19 protein-coding genes are annotated in these 20,663 nt (G+C 43.1%); 4 read left to right on the top strand and 15 right to left on the bottom strand.

What is annotated here, in order from left to right; all coding sequences use genetic code 11:
- Window positions 1-78 precede the first annotated feature (78 nt).
- The 4 genes from torC to JMX18_RS02050 form a co-directional block, all read right to left on the bottom strand.
- Window positions 79-1,338 carry a pentaheme c-type cytochrome TorC gene (gene torC / locus JMX18_RS02065; protein WP_201583239.1) on the bottom strand — a complete coding sequence of 420 codons (1,260 nt, stop codon included), beginning with the start codon at window positions 1,336-1,338 and terminating at the stop codon, window positions 79-81.
- A gap of 125 nt (window positions 1,339-1,463) precedes the next feature.
- Entirely contained in the window at window positions 1,464-1,634 is a 171-nt protein-coding gene (locus JMX18_RS02060; protein WP_227674528.1) for a periplasmic nitrate reductase, NapE protein, read from the bottom strand.
- 431 nt (window positions 1,635-2,065) lie between these two features.
- On the bottom strand, window positions 2,066-3,343 hold the full coding sequence (gene ccmI, locus JMX18_RS02055) for a c-type cytochrome biogenesis protein CcmI (protein WP_201583238.1): 1,278 nt from the start codon (window positions 3,341-3,343) through the stop codon (window positions 2,066-2,068).
- 13 nt (window positions 3,344-3,356) lie between these two features.
- The gene (locus tag JMX18_RS02050; RefSeq protein ID WP_201588179.1) at window positions 3,357-3,926 is read right to left on the bottom strand and encodes a DsbE family thiol:disulfide interchange protein; all 570 of its coding nucleotides are present in this window, start codon (window positions 3,924-3,926) and stop codon (window positions 3,357-3,359) included.
- Between the two features lie 455 nt (window positions 3,927-4,381).
- Here JMX18_RS02050 and JMX18_RS02045 point away from each other — a divergent pair, with 455 nt between their 5' ends.
- From JMX18_RS02045 to JMX18_RS02035, 3 genes are all read left to right on the top strand, one after another.
- Window positions 4,382-5,746: a serpin family protein gene (locus tag JMX18_RS02045; RefSeq protein WP_201583237.1), complete on the top strand. Its 1,365-nt coding sequence runs from the start codon at window positions 4,382-4,384 to the stop codon at window positions 5,744-5,746.
- Window positions 5,747-5,830: 84 nt separating this feature from the next.
- Window positions 5,831-7,000 carry a glycerate kinase gene (locus JMX18_RS02040; RefSeq protein ID WP_201583236.1) on the top strand — a complete coding sequence of 390 codons (1,170 nt, stop codon included), beginning with the start codon at window positions 5,831-5,833 and terminating at the stop codon, window positions 6,998-7,000.
- A 104-nt stretch (window positions 7,001-7,104) separates the two neighbouring features.
- Entirely contained in the window at window positions 7,105-7,920 is an 816-nt protein-coding gene (locus tag JMX18_RS02035; RefSeq protein ID WP_227674527.1) for an enoyl-CoA hydratase, read from the top strand.
- A gap of 100 nt (window positions 7,921-8,020) precedes the next feature.
- On the opposite strand, the gene JMX18_RS02030 is transcribed toward JMX18_RS02035, so the two are convergent.
- The 10 genes from JMX18_RS02030 to JMX18_RS01985 all read right to left on the bottom strand — a co-directional run bounded on the left by JMX18_RS02030 (window position 8,021) and on the right by JMX18_RS01985 (window position 18,571).
- A complete protein-coding gene (locus JMX18_RS02030; RefSeq protein WP_201583234.1) occupies window positions 8,021-8,893 on the bottom strand; it encodes an HpcH/HpaI aldolase/citrate lyase family protein in 873 nt (290 codons plus the stop codon).
- A 535-nt stretch (window positions 8,894-9,428) separates the two neighbouring features.
- Complete coding sequence (locus tag JMX18_RS02025) at window positions 9,429-10,955, bottom strand: acetyl-CoA hydrolase/transferase family protein (protein WP_201583233.1); 1,527 nt, start codon at window positions 10,953-10,955, stop codon at window positions 9,429-9,431.
- A 194-nt stretch (window positions 10,956-11,149) separates the two neighbouring features.
- Window positions 11,150-11,572 (bottom strand): tetratricopeptide repeat protein, encoded by a 423-nt coding sequence (locus tag JMX18_RS02020; RefSeq protein WP_201583231.1) that lies wholly within the window; start codon window positions 11,570-11,572, stop codon window positions 11,150-11,152.
- Between the two features lie 27 nt (window positions 11,573-11,599).
- On the bottom strand, window positions 11,600-12,097 hold the full coding sequence (locus JMX18_RS02015) for a M48 metallopeptidase family protein (protein WP_201583230.1): 498 nt from the start codon (window positions 12,095-12,097) through the stop codon (window positions 11,600-11,602).
- Between the two features lie 138 nt (window positions 12,098-12,235).
- Complete coding sequence (locus JMX18_RS02010) at window positions 12,236-12,721, bottom strand: hypothetical protein (protein WP_201583229.1); 486 nt, start codon at window positions 12,719-12,721, stop codon at window positions 12,236-12,238.
- A 228-nt stretch (window positions 12,722-12,949) separates the two neighbouring features.
- Window positions 12,950-13,384, bottom strand: a complete 435-nt coding sequence (locus tag JMX18_RS02005; protein WP_201583228.1) for an MgtC/SapB family protein — start codon at window positions 13,382-13,384, stop codon at window positions 12,950-12,952.
- Window positions 13,385-13,443: 59 nt separating this feature from the next.
- Window positions 13,444-14,649 (bottom strand): saccharopine dehydrogenase family protein, encoded by a 1,206-nt coding sequence (locus JMX18_RS02000; protein WP_201583227.1) that lies wholly within the window; start codon window positions 14,647-14,649, stop codon window positions 13,444-13,446.
- Between the two features lie 304 nt (window positions 14,650-14,953).
- Entirely contained in the window at window positions 14,954-15,715 is a 762-nt protein-coding gene (locus JMX18_RS01995; RefSeq protein ID WP_201583224.1) for an SDR family oxidoreductase, read from the bottom strand.
- Window positions 15,716-15,910: 195 nt separating this feature from the next.
- Window positions 15,911-16,714 carry an SDR family NAD(P)-dependent oxidoreductase gene (locus tag JMX18_RS01990; RefSeq protein WP_201583223.1) on the bottom strand — a complete coding sequence of 268 codons (804 nt, stop codon included), beginning with the start codon at window positions 16,712-16,714 and terminating at the stop codon, window positions 15,911-15,913.
- 51 nt (window positions 16,715-16,765) lie between these two features.
- On the bottom strand, window positions 16,766-18,571 hold the full coding sequence (locus JMX18_RS01985; RefSeq protein ID WP_201583222.1) for an acyl-CoA dehydrogenase: 1,806 nt from the start codon (window positions 18,569-18,571) through the stop codon (window positions 16,766-16,768).
- A gap of 353 nt (window positions 18,572-18,924) precedes the next feature.
- On the opposite strand from JMX18_RS01985, the gene JMX18_RS01980 reads away from it, so the two are divergent.
- Complete coding sequence (locus tag JMX18_RS01980; RefSeq protein WP_201583220.1) at window positions 18,925-19,914, top strand: GlxA family transcriptional regulator; 990 nt, start codon at window positions 18,925-18,927, stop codon at window positions 19,912-19,914.
- A gap of 69 nt (window positions 19,915-19,983) precedes the next feature.
- Here JMX18_RS01980 and JMX18_RS01975 read toward each other — a convergent pair whose 3' ends face one another.
- Window positions 19,984-20,547: a histidine phosphatase family protein gene (locus JMX18_RS01975; RefSeq protein WP_201583218.1), complete on the bottom strand. Its 564-nt coding sequence runs from the start codon at window positions 20,545-20,547 to the stop codon at window positions 19,984-19,986.
- Window positions 20,548-20,663: the final 116 nt, after the last annotated feature.

Raw genomic sequence — 20,663 nt, 5'->3', positions numbered from 1 at the left:
TCTCCAATTACAAAGGCGCACTTTGGAATATATTTATAGTTCAACTAACTTTTGATTAATGTATCAAATAATCAATACTTAGCTAGAACTAGCGCTTAAACCTGGTCTAGCATCTTGGAAGGTATCTTCAATCGAACTACCACCTTCTTCAGAGTTACTAGCGAAATCTGATGAGTTTAGCTGTAGATACTTTAGAACCATAGCGGCAGTATCGCCATCTAAGCTGGTAAATCCTACCATACCACTCCATAGTCCTGGCCATTGGTTAGCATCATGCGAACTTGGGTTCGGTTGACGGTGACAGGTACTACAGTTATCAGCATAAGTCTGGCTAGCGATATCCCATGCTGGCTCAATACTCTCCATCAGACCACCATCAGCAACCCAAAGTTTAGTACTTACTTTCTGCCATTCTAGGCCAGTCAACGGATCTTCTTTGGACTCAGTTACTGTCACTAGGTTCTCATCACGGGCAAGCTCTTTATCGATAGTAACATCAGGGATGTTTAGACCAAAGTAAGTGTACCAAACCCGGCCATAGCCTTTGTTTTTACGCCACATATCCAGCTCAATTTGAGTCATATCACCTTCATGAGCGATTACTTTAACTGGCGTAGCAATTTCTATAATACCGGCTTGTTCCTTTTTATCTGCTGTTAAATATAACGCTTGCGGAACGACGTTATAATAAGTTTCGCCTTCATTAATTTTGGCATGGCTCGCTTCAGACAGCAGAGAATCAAATGCTGGGTTATGCATACCTTCTGTATTTGGTAGCTCATGAGCAATACCTTTATGACAGTCGACACAGCTGGCATCACGCTCAGCCGCACTACGCATAATCATTTGTGAGGTGACACGCATCTTACTGAAATCCATACTGTCATAATCATGACAAGCACGGCATTCTTTAGAGCTATTCGCTTTAAAACGTCCCCACTCACGTTGCGCCAACACGATTCGGTGATCTAAGAACTTCTCACGCGTATCAATATCACCCATTATTTCTGATAATACTTCACGCGAAGCTTGCATCTTACGCGCCATTTTGTCAGTAAAATCGTGCGGTACGTGACAGTCAGAACAATATGCTCGAACCCCGGTACGGTTCTTAAAATGCACCGTTTTCTTCAACTCAGGTAGCATGTTATCTTCCATGGTGTGACAAGATAAACAAAACTCTTCGGTATTGGTTGCATCCATACTGGCGGTAAACCCTGCCCAAAACCAGACACCACCAGCGAAGCCAATGATAATAAGAATGCCTAATCCGATTTGGGTTGAAGGTTTAAATAAGAGACGACGCAGCCAATTAAATAGGCGTTTGATAGCGTTCATGATAATTCCTTACCTTTTTCATGACCCTTTGTCATGGTGACGTAAGTGGACATTTATTAGATATTTATTGGTTTGATTGAGAGATATTAGATAAGATCGGTGTTGTTATGCTATTGCGTCTGCCCCTAAGTAGGTGGACCCCAAAATAGCATTTGACCAAACCAAACGATAAAACCATAAGCGGCAACAAATAGTAAAGCTATAAATGGCAAAGCTATAAAAGCCATTACTAGAGCACTAAGCCATTGATGCTTGACAGGTCCTTCCTCACGTTTCAACTGCTTTTCAAGTGACATGTTCCACCTCTTAATAAGTTCAAAATAGCTAACGAATAATATAAGTTTATATTTGGCTTCCATAACGGAAAAATCATACTTTAGTAAACTTAGAGTTATCGGTTGCAGAGTGTTTCGATTTGCTTAATTTTTCAAATATTCATTGAACTTTTAGTAATAGTTAAATACTTTAATTGTTAATTTAAGGGGGTTGAATCTATCAGAAGATTAACTCCTTATTATTGCTAATGATAGCATATATCCCTATATTTTTAAGGGATATATAGACTATTCGGGTCAAATTTACAAAGTAAAATACTATATCTATCCTTTACTATTTCGCCCTTGATGAAATGATAGAGTTAATAGTTATTATCGAACCATCAATGCTTATTTATATCCTTTCATAAGCATAAAAATTGACAGACTAAATGTATAAATATTCTAAAAAATCAAGGCATTTGTTGGTTAATTTCAATATTAATTTGCTGCTGTTCATTATTAACTATCACTGGATTGGCTGATAAATCCCCCGACTGAGTGGTTGCATTACCAGAATGACTAACCCGCGCTGTTACTACCAGCCGCTCCCCTGCAGCTTGGGCTGATTGTAAAGTGCGCTCGGGGGTCATCATATCCATATTATTCAAGGTCAGGGTAATTTTACCTTGGCTTAAATTACTAATAGGTAGACGTTTTGCTGCATAAGGGGCGCCGCCTTCTATAGATCGTATCGCCACAAACAACACATCATCAGCGGTTACTAATGGTAATAGACTTGGATTTATGGTGACTGAGATATCAAAGCCTTCCATAGCCTGCGCTTTTTGCTCGGCAATATCAGCCGCCAAGCTCTCTAAGCCACTAAGCTCATGGCTACGATCTCCTGACTTTTGCCCTATAGTGCTGCGCATCCTATCAATCCAACTTTGCGCCTGCGTATAATTGCCGCGGCGTGCTTCTCCCAGCGCCATGAGCATTTGCGCCTCTTGTTGATTAGGGTTGTTACGTAAAGTTTCTTCTACTATGCGGCGGATATTGTCATCCAAAAAACCATCTTGCGCAAAAAAGCTGGTTTGCGCATACATCATCGCAATATCTTCATCTTCAGGCGCTAATCTATGCGCTCGTGATAGCGCCTCTAATCCAGAATCTGTAGCCTCAAAAGATAAGAATATCTCTGCAAGTCGCAACCAGCGCGCTGGATCATCCGCATTAAAATGGACGTTGGTTTGCATGGCAGAGAATAGCGCTAATCCTTGTCGTAATGCCCACTCTGGTGGTTCATCAATTTTACCCGTTAGTAAGTCGTCCGCCACTTGTCCCACGATTTGTTGCTCGTGCCATAATGTATATACACTGGTGCGATCACTGATCGCTACATAAGCTAGCCCCACAAAAATCGGCATCCACAAAATCAGTAGCAACTTACCCTTTGATCCCGGAGTTTGCATTGGCGTGGTAATCTGCTCAGCAGCTAATAATTGCCGTTCAAGCTCAGTTTTTTGCGCTTGATAGTGACTGGCACTGATGGTTCCAGCCTCTTTATCCCCGGCCAGCTCAAGCAATCTAGACCTATAGACATCGATATTAATATCGAGCAGCCTATTATCTACTGCGATTGCTTCTTTTTTTGCTCGTAGCCAAGGCATAATAGCTATTAAAGCTAATACAACAGCCATTAATACGCTCAGAGCAATAAACCAGCCAAGATTAGCAGAGGCATTCATAGTGACCTTGCACTCATTGACAAACCTCACTTATATCAGTGGACGCTTGCTGCAAAGCGCTCAGACAAGGCTCAATGCGCTCGCGCCAGTTGGTAGCGTGAATCTCACCTAAAATATGCTGGCGGATAACGCCATCGCTATCGACTACGAAAGTCTCAGGAGCACCGGTCAAACCCAAATCTAAAGCAAATTGACCAGATTTATCTTGAACAGACATCAAGTAAGGGTCACCTAGATCATTAAGATAACCTAGCGCATCGCCAATCTCGTCTTTATAATTAACCCCTACAATATCAACACCGCGACTTTCTAACTCGAGAAAAAACGGATGTTCGACATAACAAGTTGGGCACCATGAGCCCCAAACATTAATTAAATAAGGCGTTTTTGGCAGCTGTTCTTGAGTGATGGTTCGACTAGTATCAGACAATAGCGGCAACTCAAACATTGGTACTGGGCGATCAAGCACGGTATCTGGGACTATGTCTGTCGGTTTACCCAACCTAAAAAACAACATAACCATCAAACCGAGAAACACGATGAGCGGAATCAAAAACCATAATTTAAGTTGCTTCTTATCCATCATCTTCTCGTCCTCTTACTGACTAAATAATAATTATGCATATATACCGCTAATATAATTTGATTGACGTTAATACTCGTTTAATGTTGGGTCAAAGCTTGTTCGCAACTGTTTATCGCTCTTTGACTTTGATAGGTTTATCAGAGGCTCTATTTTAGCATCAATACCTTTATTTTAGTATGGTTTGCTACAATTCGGCTCACCCATTAACTTCTTATCAAACCCATCATGACCCGCAACTGGCTGAGAAATTAACAGAAATGAATACCCAGTAGTCAGCTCCACTTTGATTGTTTATGCCCTTAACTAGCCCACTAAACACTTATTTCAATCATAAGTATGATGGACAAAGGATGAGTTTTATGGTCAATTAACTATATTTATGGTTGCTTAACTATGAAAGATATAACCGCTCTAATCAGAACATGACCTCAACTTTCAAAAGGTAAATTATTATGGAAAATATTAGCCTGCATAATCAAAAAAATTTTACGCAAAAACGTAGCGTTAGCGCCATTAGAACGGCTTTTGCCATCGCTGCGTTTAGTACACTATCCTTAATTGCTAGCGGTTGTAGCAACGGTCTTTTGAATGCTACAGCGCCCAGTGCTAATAGCTCAGCAATGACTGATAAAGCGGATAATAAGAATACTAATAGTGATTTTAAAGCTGCAGATGATTCGACATCAACAGCAGCAGGTATAGCGCAAGTGGTTAATGCCAACAATAAATTTGCCATCTCCTTATATCAGCAGTTGCATGCTCAGCCGGATCAAGCGGATAGCAATGTTTTCTTCTCGCCTTATAGCCTATCGTCAGCGATGGCGATGTTATATGCTGCCGCTCAAGGAAAAACCCAACAGCAAATCAAAGATACCTTTAATTATCCGGCGCTTGCTACTTTAAATCCTAACAGCGCGGCTCTCTATAATCAGTTTAATAGCCCCAATCCTGACTATATTTTGACTACCATCAATGACTTATGGATGCAGCAAGGTCGCAGTCCCAAGCAGGATTATCTAAATACGGTGCAGCGTTACTATGGTGGACAAGTCACTGAGCTTGATTTTAACAACCGCCCCGAACCTTCTCGCCAGCAGATTAATCAGACTATTAGTGAATATACTAAGCAGATGATTGCAGAGTTATTACCTAACGGCAGTATTACCTCCGACACTTCTACGGTATTAACTAATGCGGTGTATTTTAAGGGCGACTGGCAATCTGCCTTTAACGGTAGTAAAGACTATCTATTCAATAATATCGACGGTACGACCTCTACGATCGATATGATGTATCAGCTAGATAGTTTTAATTATACCGAAGATCAGCAAGTGCAAGTGCTAGAGCTGCCCTATAAAGGCGATGATCTGTCTATGCTAGTCGTCTTGCCAAAATCTAAAGATAAATCGGCACTACAAACATTGGTCAAAAACTTGAGCAGCACGCAGATTACTCAATGGACGGATAAGTTAGAGCAAAAGGAAGTGATGCTAGACCTGCCAAAATTCACTCTGAAACAAAGTTATAAAATGAAGCCAATATTGGCTGATATGGGTATGCCAATAGCTTTTGGCAATCAGGCTGACTTTAGCTTATTCAATGAAGACTTGCCCTTATCGGTTAGTGATATCTTTCATGAAGCGGTGATAGAAGTTGATGAAAAAGGAACGGTAGCAGCGGCGGCTACTGGTTCAGTGGTTACCGTGGTTTCTGCCCGTTATGAAGCTGAATTTTTAGCCAACCATCCGTTTATGTTTATCATCAAAGACAATCAATCAGATGCTATCCTGTTTTTGGGACAGGTTAATAAGTTATAGATAAGTCACTTTAAAAATGTTACAACTCAGTGCTAAATATGTCAGTTTTATTTGGGATTGACTATATAAGCAGATAAGCACTTTATGAATATCCTAATCGCTCCCGACTCATTTAAAGAAAGCCTAGAAGCCATTGAAGTTTGCCGCGCCATCGAATCTGGGTTTCGGCAGATATTTCCCGATGCTCACTATAAATTATTACCGATGGCTGATGGCGGTGAAGGCACATCTAAAGTATTATCCTACGCGCTTGGAGGGCACTGGAAAGCACTGCGCGTTCATGATCCACTGATGCGCCCTATTACAGCGAAGTATTTATGGTTAGCCGGTGGCACTGCGGTAATAGAGGTTGCCGAAGCTTGTGGTTTGCATTTATTAAAAAACGCAGAAAGAAACCCGATGCTTACCAGCAGCTACGGGGTTGGCGAGCTTATTGCAGATGCGTTAGATAACGGCGCGGCCCGTATTATTATCGGACTGGGTGGTAGCGCCACTAATGATGCTGGTTTAGGTATGCTCATGGCGTTAGGGATAGAGTTTTATGATGATGACGGCAAGGCTTTGGCGCAAGGCGGAGCTCAACTTGCCCGCCTGCAGCGCATAGATGCTGCAAAGCTGCTGCATCCCAAGATTGTAAATACGGTTTTTGAAGTAGCCTGCGATGTCACTAATCCTTTGTGCGGCAAGTTTGGTGCCAGCGCTATCTTTGGTCCGCAAAAAGGCGCTAATCCAGCGCAGGTTCAGCTGTTAGATAGTGCTCTAGCTAACTTTGCAGCCGTCTGTAATCAACATAGTAAGTACGGCAAGCAAGACTATCAAAACGTAGCGGGCGCAGGAGCGGCGGGCGGACTGGGGTTTGCCTTGATGACATTTTGTCATGCCAAGCTGCAATCAGGATTCGATAGCGTCGCTACAGCCCTCAACTTAGCTGAGCATATCAAAGATGCAGATCTAGTCATCACTGGCGAGGGCAAGCTTGACGCTCAAACCTCTATGGGTAAAGTCGCAAGCGGCGTTAGTCAGCTGGCTAAGGCTAACGGTAAACCTGTCATCGCCATTTGCGGAGCAGTAGATCAGGTAACAAGTACAGATGGTTCAAAAACAGCTCAAACCCAACCCTTCGATGTGGTTATGCCCAGTATCCAGAAGCTAGATGACATTGATAAAGTGTTGAAAAATGGCTCTGATAACCTCGAAACCACAGCGATGAATATTGCAGCAGCTATGCGCTTGGGGCAACATCTTCCATTTTAAATAGTATCCTTGGGGTCTGTTAAACACAGTCCTCTATTGTATAACCCCTAGAGCATGTTATGATTTAGCTATCAAATGGACACCCACTATCAAGGATGATAAAAATGACTCACTCTAATTCAAATACAAACTCTGCTATAGACGAGCCTTTGGTCATAAGAGAAAACGATTCAAACGGTGTAGTTACCCTGACTTTAAATCGCCCCAAGCAATTCAATGCCCTATCCGTCGATATGCTATCCGCCTTACAAACAGAGCTCAACGATATTGCTCAAGATAATAATATGCGGGTGGTGGTAATTGCAGCTAATGGCAAAGCCTTTTGTGCTGGACATAACTTAAAAGAGATGCGCGCTCATACAGAGGAGGCCTTTCATCAGTCGCTATTTGAGCAGTGCAGCCAGATGATGCTCACTATCAATCAGATGCCGCAAGTGGTCATCGCCAAAGTACAAGGGATTGCGACAGCAGCCGGCTGCCAATTGGTAGCGACGTGCGATCTAGCCGTGGCCTCTGAAAATGCTAAATTTGCTACTTCAGGCATAAATGTCGGGCTATTTTGCTCAACCCCTGCCGTTGCCGTCAGTCGCAATTTATTGCGTAAGCAAGCTTTTGAGATGCTCATTACGGGCGAGTTTATCGATGCCGATACTGCTTTACGACAAGGACTGATTAACCGCGTCGCAGCTAGTGAGCAATTGGATGATACTCTGCAAGCTCTAATAGAGGCTATTATCAGCAAATCATCGGTAGCCACCACCACTGGCAAGGATATGTTCTATAAACAATTAGAGATGGATTTGGCAGAGGCCTATGAATATGCGGGCAAGGTGATGACTTGTAACATGATGACCGATGATGTCAGCGAAGGTATTGACGCTTTTATCGAAAAGCGTCACGCTGTATGGACAGGTCGCTAATCACTAGATGAAACTTAAAGAAGCTGGTACAAAAATGGCTAGCTTCATAGCTTTAACATCCAAGAATCGCAGTATTCTAGCGTTTCAATGGTTGTTCAATTTAACGGCTGCTTAATATCTGACGACAACGCTCAATTACTGGTGCGTCTATCATCATCCCGTCTACTTTAAACACCGCCTCCCCACTCCGCTCATACTCTGCTACTACCTGTTTGGCAAACTCAAGCTGTTGCTGGGTAGGTTGCAAAGCTTGCTGAACACTAGTGACTTGTTTGGGGTGAATACAGAGCATACCTGACATCCCCATCTGCGACCATAACTGCGTGCGCTGCATCAGTCCCTCATGATCATCAAAGTCTGGGTGTATAGTATCAATAGGTGCTAATAACTGCTGCACTGCCGAGGCTACTATCAGCTGATAGCGGACTTGATTGGCAACGATGTCGGCTGCTGCAGTGCCCACTTGCACGCCTAAATCATTACATAGATCTAAAAACCCATAACTAAAAGCCAGCAGTCCTGATGCTTTTGATATGGTGTCGATTTTATGTAGTCCCGCCGCACTTTCTATCAGCGCTATCACTGGCAAAGCAGTCGCTTGATGAATCTGTTCAATATCATCGGCGCGCTCAGCTTTAGCGAGTACTATTCCCGCAAGGCTTTTTCCTGCAAGAGCCTGCATCTGCTGGCATAACGCTAAGTCTTTAGCAAACTCCTTACTGGTTGCTTGATTAACGCGTAGCCAAACTGGCTGCTGTTGCTCGTTACTATAATATTCCAGTAACGCTGCACGAGCCGGCGCTTTATCTGCTTGAGCGACCGCATCCTCCAAGTCAACAATAACCGCATCAGCTCCACTGGCAAAGGCTTTAGAGATGCGTTCAACCCTTGTTCCTGGTACAAACAGCCAAGTTTTATGGTTGCTAAATTCTGCATTATTGGCAGTTATATGATGAGCGTGTGAGATTGGCATGCTTAGCTCCATTATTAAATATAGGATGTCATCATTCTATAGCTAGTGGCATAGTCTAATATTTAAAATAGTGGTTAAGAAGTGACACCTGAGGGCATCAGCATAACGCCTATTATTATAAAGGGCACCCCAACCAAAAACTTTACGAACGGAAGCTTACATCGTTGCCAGTGGGTAATAATGAAATATATATTTGCAAAAGGTAAGAATAAAAATAGCAGCCCCCAAATGACTGACTCTTGAAAGGCAGTTACGACCAGCCTTATCCCATAGACTAGAGCGATAATTATGCCTATAGTAAAGAAAATAAGTCCTAAAATTTCCACCCGGTTCTCCTCAAGCAATTCAATCAGACCACTATATTTTATGATTGATATTTGTATTTTTAGACATTATCTTACCTGCTATAAGCATAGTAAAGAAAACTTTTATCAAATGACATCGCCACAATATAAAAAGCCCCTTATCTAAATTAGATAAAGGGCTCTAGCGACAACATTCTCAAACATTGCTGCATCAAAATCGCTATAACAGCTTATTTGATACGCATATCACCAGTTTCAACGTAACGTTGATGCCATGATAGGGCTTCATTAAGAATATGCGGCGTTTGTAGACCAGCAGTCTTAGAGGCACGATCATAATAATCTTGCAACATTGGACGATAGTCTGGATGCGCACAGTTCTCGATAATAACTTTAGCACGTTGACGTGGTGCTAGACCACGTAAATCTGCCAGACCTTGCTCAGTAACGATGACCATCACATCATGCTCAGTATGGTCATGGTGCGATACCATAGGCGTGATGCATGAGATAGCGCCGTTTTTAGCAACCGACGGGCTCACAAACATAGAGGTAAAGGCGTTACGTGCAAAGTCGCCTGAACCGCCAAGACCATTCATCATGCTAGTACCCATGACGTGGGTTGAGTTGACATTACCATAAATATCACACTCAATCATCGCATTAATAGCTAAAACGCCAAGACGACGCGACACTTCAGGATGATTAGTAATCTCTTGTGGGCGTAAGATAATGCGTTTACGCAGCTCTTCGATATTTTCATTAAACTTAGCTAGTGCCACTGGGCTGAGCGACAAGGCAGTTGCAGAAGCTTGACTCATCTTGCCTGACATAATCAGATCAAGCATACCGTCTTGCAAGACTTCGGTATAACCCATCAAATTCTCAAAAGGGCTGGCTTGCAAGCCTGCTAATACGGCGTTGGCAACGTTACCTACACCTGACTGAATTGGCAATAAGTTGGCTGGCATACGGCCTTTTTTCACTTCATCATGGAAGAAATCAATGATGTGGCTGGCAATTTTGTTAGAGGTTTCATCAGGATCTGCAAACTTGCTGTTGCGATCTGGCGAATCAGTCAAAACCACGGCAACGACTTTGTCCAAATCACAGCTCAGGTATTGCTCACCGATACGCTCACCTGGAGTAGTAATTGGGATGGGTTTACGGTGCGGCGGCACTCCAATATCATCAAAAATATCGTGCATACCTTCTAATAATAGGCTTTGACGACTATTAACTTCGAGGATAATTTTATCAGCATTATTAAGCCAAGCGTTATTGGTACCAATTGAGGTCGAAGGAATCAAGCGACCATCAGGCAAAATGCCAGCGACTTCTACTACTGCCACATGCATATCGCCATAAAACCCAAAGGTGCTCTGCTGAGCGACATGCGATAAGTGCATATCAAAGTAATAAGTTTCACCAGCATTGATTTGTTTACGCAGTGCAGGCTCTGATTGATAAGGCGTACGCATTTTGATGCCGTTAGCTTCAGCCAACACTCCATCGCACTCTGCGGCAGTAGATGCACCTGTTAATAAACCTATTTGAAAAGCTTCGCCGTTAGCGTGAGCTTCTTTCATACGTTTTGCCAAGGCGGCTGGAATAGCCTTTGGATAGCCTGCCCCAGTAAAGCCACTCATACCGACATTCATGTCATGTAATATAAAAGTAGCTGCTTGATCGGCAGACATGATTTTTTCACGCATACCTTCGTGACGGACGCGCTCTTCATGGTTGATTGAACCCATACTATTTTTCCTAGTAACTTCCATATTAATATTAGCCCCCATTGCGATGAGGGAAGATTAAAACAATGCCGTTAGTACGATGTAACATCATGCTTCAGCATCATGTCTTCTTGTTAGCAAGAATAAACGTTGAAGATTATAGCGTAAATTAAGGTTTTGGATAAGGGCTATGGCAAATATATGTCCAGCTTTGGCTATTCAGCTACTAATTTGGCCAACAATTCATCTATCTCAACCTTAAACTCTTTATCCTCAATCTTATTGGCACTAATTTTTGCATTCTGTAGATTGCTGATAGCAGCATTCTTGCGGCCCAATTCGATTTGTATTACTGCCATAGCATAGGCAATGGATGACAAATGGTCTTTTGAATTAATAGCCTCCGCTTTTGCCAATGCTTTGTCGTAAATAACCAGCGCCTTAACTAAATCTTCAGTAAAATCAGCCAAGGTTTCCCACTGTTCAGGATGATCTTTATCAGTGCCTTCATGCTCAGTACAAATAGCTTTTAGCTCGTCATAGAGGGCGTCGAAACGCTGTTGATCACCTTTACTATCAGCCTCCAGTAATTTTTCTGCCAAGGTGTAGACTGACTTATATATTTTGGTATTAATCATGGGTGTTTCTCTAAGAGTGAAATAATATTAAGTGAGTAAATGCTCACGCCAATGTAGCCAAAGACGCATATCTAGCTCAAATTGATGATAGCTAGGTTCCATATGACAGCATAATTGATAAAAAGCCTTGTTATGCGCTTTTTCTTTAAAATGTGCCAGCTCATGCACCACTATCATACGCAAAAACTCAGGTGGCGCCTCTTTAAATAAACTAGCTACAGCAATACTATTGTGCGCCTTGAGCTTACTACCCTGCACTCGAGACTGATAAGTGTGGGTGCCAAGCGCATTTTTTAGTATCTTATCTTTAGCATTATAGCTTACTTGTGACAGCGTACTGATTTTGCGCATATATTGATTTTTTAAGTCATTAACATAGTTATACAGCGCCTTATCATTTTGAATCTGATGCTGGTCAGGATAATTTCGAGTCAAATAATCTCCCAATTGACCCTTATTAATTAACTCGGCCGCTTGGGTTTGAATGTGCTCTGGATAATGGGCGATATATTTTAAAGGTTTCATCGATGCTATCCTCTACAGTGCTATTCTCTAAAGTATGTTTTAAGCGCAAAAAAGGACACGATAATACATATCATGTCCTTGTTATTTTATACCTTTTCTCAATCAAGCCGCTTTGTTTTGTAATTTTTACAGCGGTTACTAAAAACTTACTACCTTAGTCTTACCGTCTACTATTAATCCCCCAATTTCAGCTGGGTCGGCTGCAGTAACGCCATCAAGCAACGCTGACTGATCAACCCCTTTACCAGGTAGATAAAGTGCGCAAACTTCGACCTTGGTATTAGTGTTTTTCATGACCATTTTCATCAGGCCTTGTGGGCTCATATTTTTTGGAGGCTGCCCTGTCGTTACACTTTCTGGAGCGTCACGTAAAGCCATATCCCCTGCTGGGCCACACAGTAAAACTCGGGTATCAGCGCCCTGCTGGGCGGACTGCATAGTCAGTACCATTGACATCAGCTGCACTTGAGCATCATCCGAGGTAACGTTAATCAATACCGATGGCGTGGCGGTTTTGACCTCAGGGGTGGCCTGGGCTTTCTGAGACATCGCATTGGTGGCAGTACAACCAATCATTAAGGAAGTTGCGCCTATAGCAACAGCTGTAGCAAGTATACGCTTCATAATTTTCTCCTATTATTTATTACTCATTATAGACACCGTCACCTATTAAATGATCTAGGTTAAAAACAAATGTCAATATATTATATATAATAGTATAGCGTAAAGTGAGACCACAAAGGAGTTTAGTTCCTAAAACAGGGCAAAACCTGGATTAAGGATGGTCTAAAAGCTCACTCTTACCTGCATTCAAACCATTTAAAGATCGGTACAGTGCTCCAGCAGCTAATACTATTTACTATTGCTCTTAGCCTTAAAAGGTTCTGAAAACTGAAGAATCAAGAACCCGACAATTGATAGTATAATAGCTATTTCATAGCGCCCGTAAGCGACTGAAATGCCAATAGCGCCCGTATTCCATAAGCTCGCTGCAGTTGCCGTCCCTTTTGAACCTTCTTCGTTCTTGAAGATAGCGCCACCACCGATAAAGCCCATACCAGTAATTATGGCATACATAATTCTTGCTTCACCGCTGGCTTCATAAATATCTCTGCCAACCAACATAAATGCACAAGAAGCAATAGTGACTAAGGGGAAGGTTCTGAGCCCCGCGCCATCCTCTTTCATCTCACGGTTAAGGGCAATCGGCAATGATAATATAAAAGCTATACCTAATTGAAAGAGATGGTATGCCATTAAGTTTAAGTCTAAATCGAATTCAAACATAACTTATTACTCTCTCTACAAATAAGAATATTATCTAGTGAGTCCTAAATAAAACCGCTCTAACTTGACGTTAATACAGTTAAACCTGTCCCTTTAGGGCCACAAAATGAGTCTAATAATTCAAAAAACACGTCAGGATCAATGACTTCTTCTGGGGCGAAAACCCCAGTCTGTTGCAGATGCCCTTTATGTAGCAAAGGTAAAAAAAGCGCTTGCGGAGTCCCAGTAATAGTTGCCATGCCACCCTTTGGTTGATTGGTTATAAAAGCGCCTGCGGTAGCGAACTGTCCATTTTTACGTCCTGCAGCATAGGCCAGAATACCAGGGATATCATCACGTTCGGTTTCAGCTAAGCGGGTTTGACGAGCTTCACGTCCGCCATCTTCAGTTAGCAGGCGCGCCGCATCATCGACACTGAGCTCTTTAGCGGCAACTGCTGCGGCTATCTGGCGCAAACTATCGACGATATCATTGATACCTAACATGCCGTTATAGCAGTTTTGCAGCGCTGGAAAACGCCTTACTAAAGTTATGGCTTCAGGATGACCTAAAGACCAGACATCTAGAGGGACTGAATTTTTTGTTTTGGCAGAATTTGCTACTGGATAATCAATCTGGGTATGCTGTAAGGGCGTGGTCTCAACCATCTTGCCATCTTTCAGTACTTGGATACTCTCAGACAAACAATGGATTAAATGTACCGCAGCGGCATCTACTTGACCCTCGGCAGTTGGCTTATTAAAGCCATCATCCTCATTCACCGCACCCGATAGCTTCCAAGCCGAAACGATAGTATCTACTTTATCCAGTGCGCTGGCAGCTTTCACACACAGTAGATTAGATATACCGGGACTAGCGCCTAAACCAATCACAGCCGTAACATTATTTTGTTTGGCCCGCTCGCTTAATTTGAGCATCTCAGCAGTTGGCTGCCAATCATCACAAATATCGCAATAATGCTTGCCCTCATCAATTGCCGCCGTCAATATAGGCACGCCAAAGCGAAAAAACGGTCCAGCTGAATTTAATACCACGTCAACCTCGCTAATCGCTTGGCGTAAGCTAACATCATCTGTCACATCCAAGTAAATAGCACGTATACGCCCTGTAGCTGACGCCTCAGCCTTGAGCGAGGCAACAAAGTCTTCAGCCAACTCAAGGTCTATTCCAGCAACAACAATTTCACTGACAAAATCAAAAGTTAAAGCCGCACGTACCGCAGCACGTCCCATTCCGCCACTACCACCTATAGCTAATACCTTCATAAAGCCTTCCTTGATACTGCTAATACTTTTAATAAGTCAATCATAATGAATGACAGTAACTCGCTAATAGCATCATTCGATGACTATTCATTTGAGCAACCCATAATCCTTTAATATACCTGAACCGAAAAAACCTCGCTATGGAAACCTTGTGCTGTGAGTAATTATTCCTCATATTTATGCAGCTATATAATGTCCTCTATCTAGAGCTTAAAGCAAAAAAACTGCACAGCATTTATACCGTACAGTTTTTATCTTTATCGATAGTTTTAATTTTATGTGGTTAAGATTAAACCAATTACTACTAAGTCAACATCCCGCCATCGACCAGTACGCAAGCGCCGGTAGTATAGCTTGAGGCATCAGAGACCAAATACAAAACTGTACCTGCCATCTCATCAGGGTCAGCGACGCGGCCAAGTGGAATAGCATGTAGTGCCATATTCAAGACTTTTTCATTGGTAGTTAAAGCTGAGGCAAACTTGGTATCGGTCAGACCCGGCAATAAAGCGTTTACACGAATGTTTAGCGGGCCACACTCTTTCGCAAAAGCTTTGGTCATGCTAATCACTGCCGCTTTGGTGATGGAGTAAATACCTTGCTTGTCGCCGGCCACAATACCGTTGACTGAAGCGGTATTTAAAATAACCCCGCCGCCCTGCTCACGCATCATTTTGCCAGCAGCGGTCGACATAAAGAAATAGCCGCGAATATTGACATCGACGGTCTTTTGAAATGCGCCTAAGTCAGTATCTAAGATATGCCCATAATAAGGGTTGGCGGCAGCGTTATTGACTAGGATATCAATACGGCCAAACTCGTTTTTGATGTGCTCAAAGACAGCCTCAATCTGCTCCATCTCGCCCACATGACAAGCATAAGCACTGGCTTTATCGCCGTTATCAACAATGCTATCGGCAACTGCTTGGCAAGCATCAATCTTGCGGCTAGAGACAATCACATGCGCCCCGTGTGCAGCCAGTAGACGAGCAATAGATTCGCCAATACCGCGACTAGCGCCAGTGACTAGTGCAACTTTTCCGGTTAAATCAAATAAATTTTTCATAAGTTTTCCTCTGTTAATAACACTATAAAACTCTTGTTTAAAAACGGGACGGTCTCTAGTGCTGCTGGGATACTTTTTTATAAAATAAGTCGCGCAGCATCGAAACAGCGTAGACACAGCACGCAAGTAAAATTAATACCAGCAGCACGTGGTAAAAAACATATTAGTTCTAATTCGAATTAACTGTATCAACCCCTAAGCCAACATCCCGCCATCTAAAGTAAAGGCATGACCATTCATAAAGCTGCTCTCATCGCTTGCCAGCCAAGCAATAGCGCCTGTGACTTCATCGACTGCTCCCAAGCGGCGCATGGGACTGGCTTTAATGGTCGCTTGCTGGGCGCGCTCATCCATATTTGCCATGGTGTTGCGTACCATCGGGGTGTCGATAAAGCTGGGGCAAACGGCATTGAAGCGAATATTGACCCGCGCATACTCATGAGCGGCGGATTTGGTCAGTCCCATTACCCCATGTTTAGCCGCACTATAAGCGGACAATAATGGCGCTGAGCGTAAACCAGCAATAGAGGCGACATTGATAACATGACCGCCACCAGTCGGTGCCATACAACCAACAGCGGCACGCATACAATGCCAGACGCCTTTTAGATTCACCGCAATATTACGATCGAAATCATTATCGCTTAGCTCATGCATAGGTGCTGGATGGTGGTCGATGCCGGCATTATTTATCACCACATCTAAACCGCCAAGCTCACCCATAGCAAATTTAAATAGTGCGCGTACGTCCTCACCGCTAGTCACGTCTACTTTATGAAAGATGACGCTGTTACCCGCATCTTGCCCTCGCTTAGCAACCGCTGCGCCAAGCTCCTCTGCTAAATCAGCAATCACCACTTTTGCGCCGCGACTGGCTAATAGCAGCGCACTGGCCGCACCGATACCGGAGGCGCCGCCAGTGATTAAAATCCGTTTATCTGCTACGTTTGAAGCGGGTAGATTAACAAGCTCCGTGGTTTGAATTCCATTCGTTATCATTGTTTATTCCTTTAAGGTTTTGGTTAATAGTTACATGTTAAATAAATAATTTTAAAACCATTCCGCCTGCATATCTATGCAAACGGCATTGTCATTATTTAATAATTCAGTATCACGCTGAATGGTTGGCAATTCCCAATCGATAAAGTATTTCGCCGCTTGGATTTTACCTTGATAAAAATTCTGCTTATCGGCATTTTTCTCACCAGCAAGCAATTGCTCGGCAATGCTCGCTTGGCGAATCCAAATCCAGCTGACCACAATTGAGGCAAACACATTCATCAAGGCTTGCGCATTACCGGTCAAAGTAATGGCTTTTTCAGTAGGCAGTATTTTACTCAAATGTACCAATACTTCATGCAAATGACCCATATATGGCGTCAACTTGCCTGCAAGTTTTGCTGCTTCTGGGGTCTTAAGGGCTTCTAAATCTTGGGTAATTTCACGCTTTAATATTTGAATGCCTAGACCACCCTTTTGCCATAACTTACGAAATGACAAATCTAGTGCTTGCACGCCATTGGTACCTTCATGAATAGGATTAAGACGATTATCACGCCAAAACTGCTCGGCATGATATTCACGTGTATATCCCGCACCGCCCAACACTTGAATGCCTAAATCATTAGCTTTGGGCCCATATTCAGACGGCCATGCTTTGATGACTGGCGTTAGTAAATCTAATAACTCTGATAGCTCGTTTTTAAGGGTTTCATCATTGGTGGTATTGATGCGGTCGATAATATTGGAGCCGTATAAACATAGCGACATACCGCCTTCCGTATAAGCCTTTTGTGCCAGCAGCATCCGTTTAACGTCGCCATGATTGATGATGGCAGTAGCGTCATCTTCAGGTTTATTATTAGGGGCGATGCGGCCTTGAGTTCTATCTTTAGCATAATCAAGCGAGTACTGATAACCACGATAACCAATCATCGCCGCCCCAAATCCCACAGCGATACGCGCCTCATTCATCATCTTAAACATATAACGCAAACCAAAATGCGGTTCGCCAATAAGATAACCGTAACACTCGCCTTTATCACCAAAGCTCAGTGCAGTAGAAGTGGTACCTCGGTAACCCAGCTTGTGCAGCAGTCCGGTTAAATGCACATCGTTACGCGCGCCGATTGAACCATTTTCCTTTAGACGATATTTAGGCACTACAAATAAAGAGATACCTTTGACCCCAGCAGGACCGCCCGGAATCTTTGCTAATACCAAATGGACGATATTATCAGATAGCTCATGGTCGCCGCCGGAGATATAAATTTTGCTACCTTTGATACGATAAGAGCCGTCTTCTTGCTCAGTTGCGGTAGTTCTAATATCAGATAAGGACGAGCCGGCATGCGGTTCAGTTAACGCCATAGTACCGGTAAACTCGCCGGTGAGCATACGCGGCATAAAGGCCTCTTTCACCTCATCGCTGGCAAAATGGGAGATGACATTAATCGCTGCGGTGGTCAGAAATGGATAGGCGGTCGTTGACGGATTAGCCGCCATAAAATAGCCTGCCACCGCCGTCATCACCGTTTCGGGCAGTTGCATACCGCCGTCTTCAAAGGCGTAGCGCCCAGCGATAAACCCTGACTCGCGAAAGGCATCAAAGGCGACTTTGACCTCATCAATCATGCTGACGGTTTTGCCATTGAAGTAAGGCTCGTCTTTATCGGCAAGGTGGTTGTGCGGCAAAAATAAATCGGTCGCTATCTTATTGGCGGTATCTAATACCGCATCAAAAGTTTGGCGATTGTGCTCGGCAAACTTTTGATGCTGGGTCAAACTCTCAACATTTAGCACATCGTATAATTGAAACGGTAATTCAAAGTCGTTAATTAGAGTATCGGTCGCCATAGTGTTCTCGTTAGATAAGATTGGGTCAATAAAAGGTAAAAAACGGATGGTTTATCAATAGTAATCTAATTTAGCCCTATACCGTATTGTCATTTATGACATAATTAAGGTGAAAAAAGACATTTAATTGTTGACTATATAAAAATACTAGATTGAAAAATCAACTTGCGAGAGTCAACAAACCTTTTACCACGTGCTACTGGTATTTATTTTACTGGCGTGCTGTGCCTACGCAGACAGAGGCTGCGCAAAATTAATATCGGTAGCACTCTATCGTTTTGCTAAACAAAACTAGTAGTGTATTAACACTATTCAAAATAAATAAATTAAAAACAGTAAAAGGATATAAACCAATGCCAAACCACGAGCCTTTTAAAGTCATTATCTTGGGATTCGATGGGGTGCTGGGTAGTGTGTTATCAGGGGCGCTGGATTTATTTTCGTTTACTGGCGTCAGTTGGCAGCGTTTCTTAGATTTAGAAGTGCAGCCTAGATTTAAGGTGCAAATCGCTAGCCTTGGCGGACAAGATATTCGATGTAGCAATCGCTTAATCATGCAGGCGCACTGTGATATGGCAAAGGTAGAAGACTGCGATTTATTACTCATTCCGACTATTGGTGATTCGATAGATAAAGTTTTGCTGCAAAATCGTGATCTGCTCCCGTATTTGCAGCGACTTGCCCGCACCCAAGCCGATATTGCGAGCAATTGTAGCGGGGCATTTTTTTTGGCGGAAGCAGGGCTGCTAGATGGCAAAACCGCCACCACTCATTGGGGCTATGCCGATAAATTTAAAAGCGATTATCCACTGGTTGACTTGCAAGAAAATCAGTTCGTCACTCAGGCAGAGAATATATTTTGCGCAGCGGGCGGCAGTGCGTTTTATGACTTGGCGCTGCTATTAATTGAGCGCTACTGCGGACGCGAGGTGTCAACACAAGTGGCAAAAACCCAAATTATTGATAGCAAACGTGGTAGTCAAGGTAGCTATAGCAATGTGACTTTGCATAAACCGCACTCGGATGCTTTGGTAAAAAAAGTGCAAGAATTTATCGAAAATAACTTTCGGCAAACGATTCAAATCAGTCATTTAGCCACTATGGTTAATGTCACCCCACGTACCCTGAACCGGCGCTTTCAAGCTTGCACATCCATGCGTCCGATTGAGTATATCCAAGCGGTGAGAATCGAGCAGGCCAAACGGTTGTTAGAATCTGGAGAGGTCACCATAAAGTCGCTTGCTGAACAGGTTGGTTATAGCGATATCTCCTCTTTTAGTCGGTTGTTTAAACGTACCACTGAGCTGACGCCAAAGGAATATCAGGATAAGTTTTCAAGGTAGGTCATCTGATTTTTAACCTTAATTTTCTATTCTAAAATCCAGCTGTTAATTGAAACGCATAAAATATAGTCAAAAACTCAATACACTCAACTCTCGATAGCCAACCGGACGCGGCCAATCGGTAGCTGTTTGAGGTACGCCTTGTTCATCAGCAAGCATTTTAGCCATATTAATCCAGCCCGCATGACCAACTGCTAATATTGGTTCACTATTCTTTTCTAGCATACGGGCTTTTGACCAGTTCTCCATTTGCGCCTCTACACGGTAGAATAACTGCGCTACGCTCTCACCATTGTAAGGCGTAGAATGCGCAAAATAAGCACACCACTCATCAATAGCTTGCTTAGGAATATCCATCCAAAGTTTTCCATCCCAAGTGCCAAAGTTTAGCTCTATCAAATCGGGCGTAATATGACAGGCAAATCCGCGCTGCGCTAAAATCTGACCCACTTTTAAAGAGCGCTGCAACGGACTAACCCAAATCACCTTTGGTAGGTCATTAATTCGCACAAAACGCTCAATCTGATTGGCGAGCCGTTTAAGTTTACGTGGATGGACGCCCATATCAGTTTGACCCAAACAAATACCACTCGCAGCAAGCGGCTTAGGATGACGCCAAATGTATAGCTTCATGTTGATAGCTCCTTTGCTATTCCTAAGTCGTTGTAGGCTGGCGCTTTTAGCCCAGCATTTTACTTTCTTAAAGTTTCAAACTAGGGTCTGTTGAACATTCAAATGTGGAGCTGGCG

Origin of the sequence: Psychrobacter jeotgali, from assembly GCF_904846315.1 — a bacterium.
Lineage (GTDB): Bacteria > Pseudomonadota > Gammaproteobacteria > Pseudomonadales > Moraxellaceae > Psychrobacter > Psychrobacter jeotgali.
Note: the sequence above shows the minus strand (reverse complement) of the source record. Positions and strands in the feature narration are given on the sequence as shown.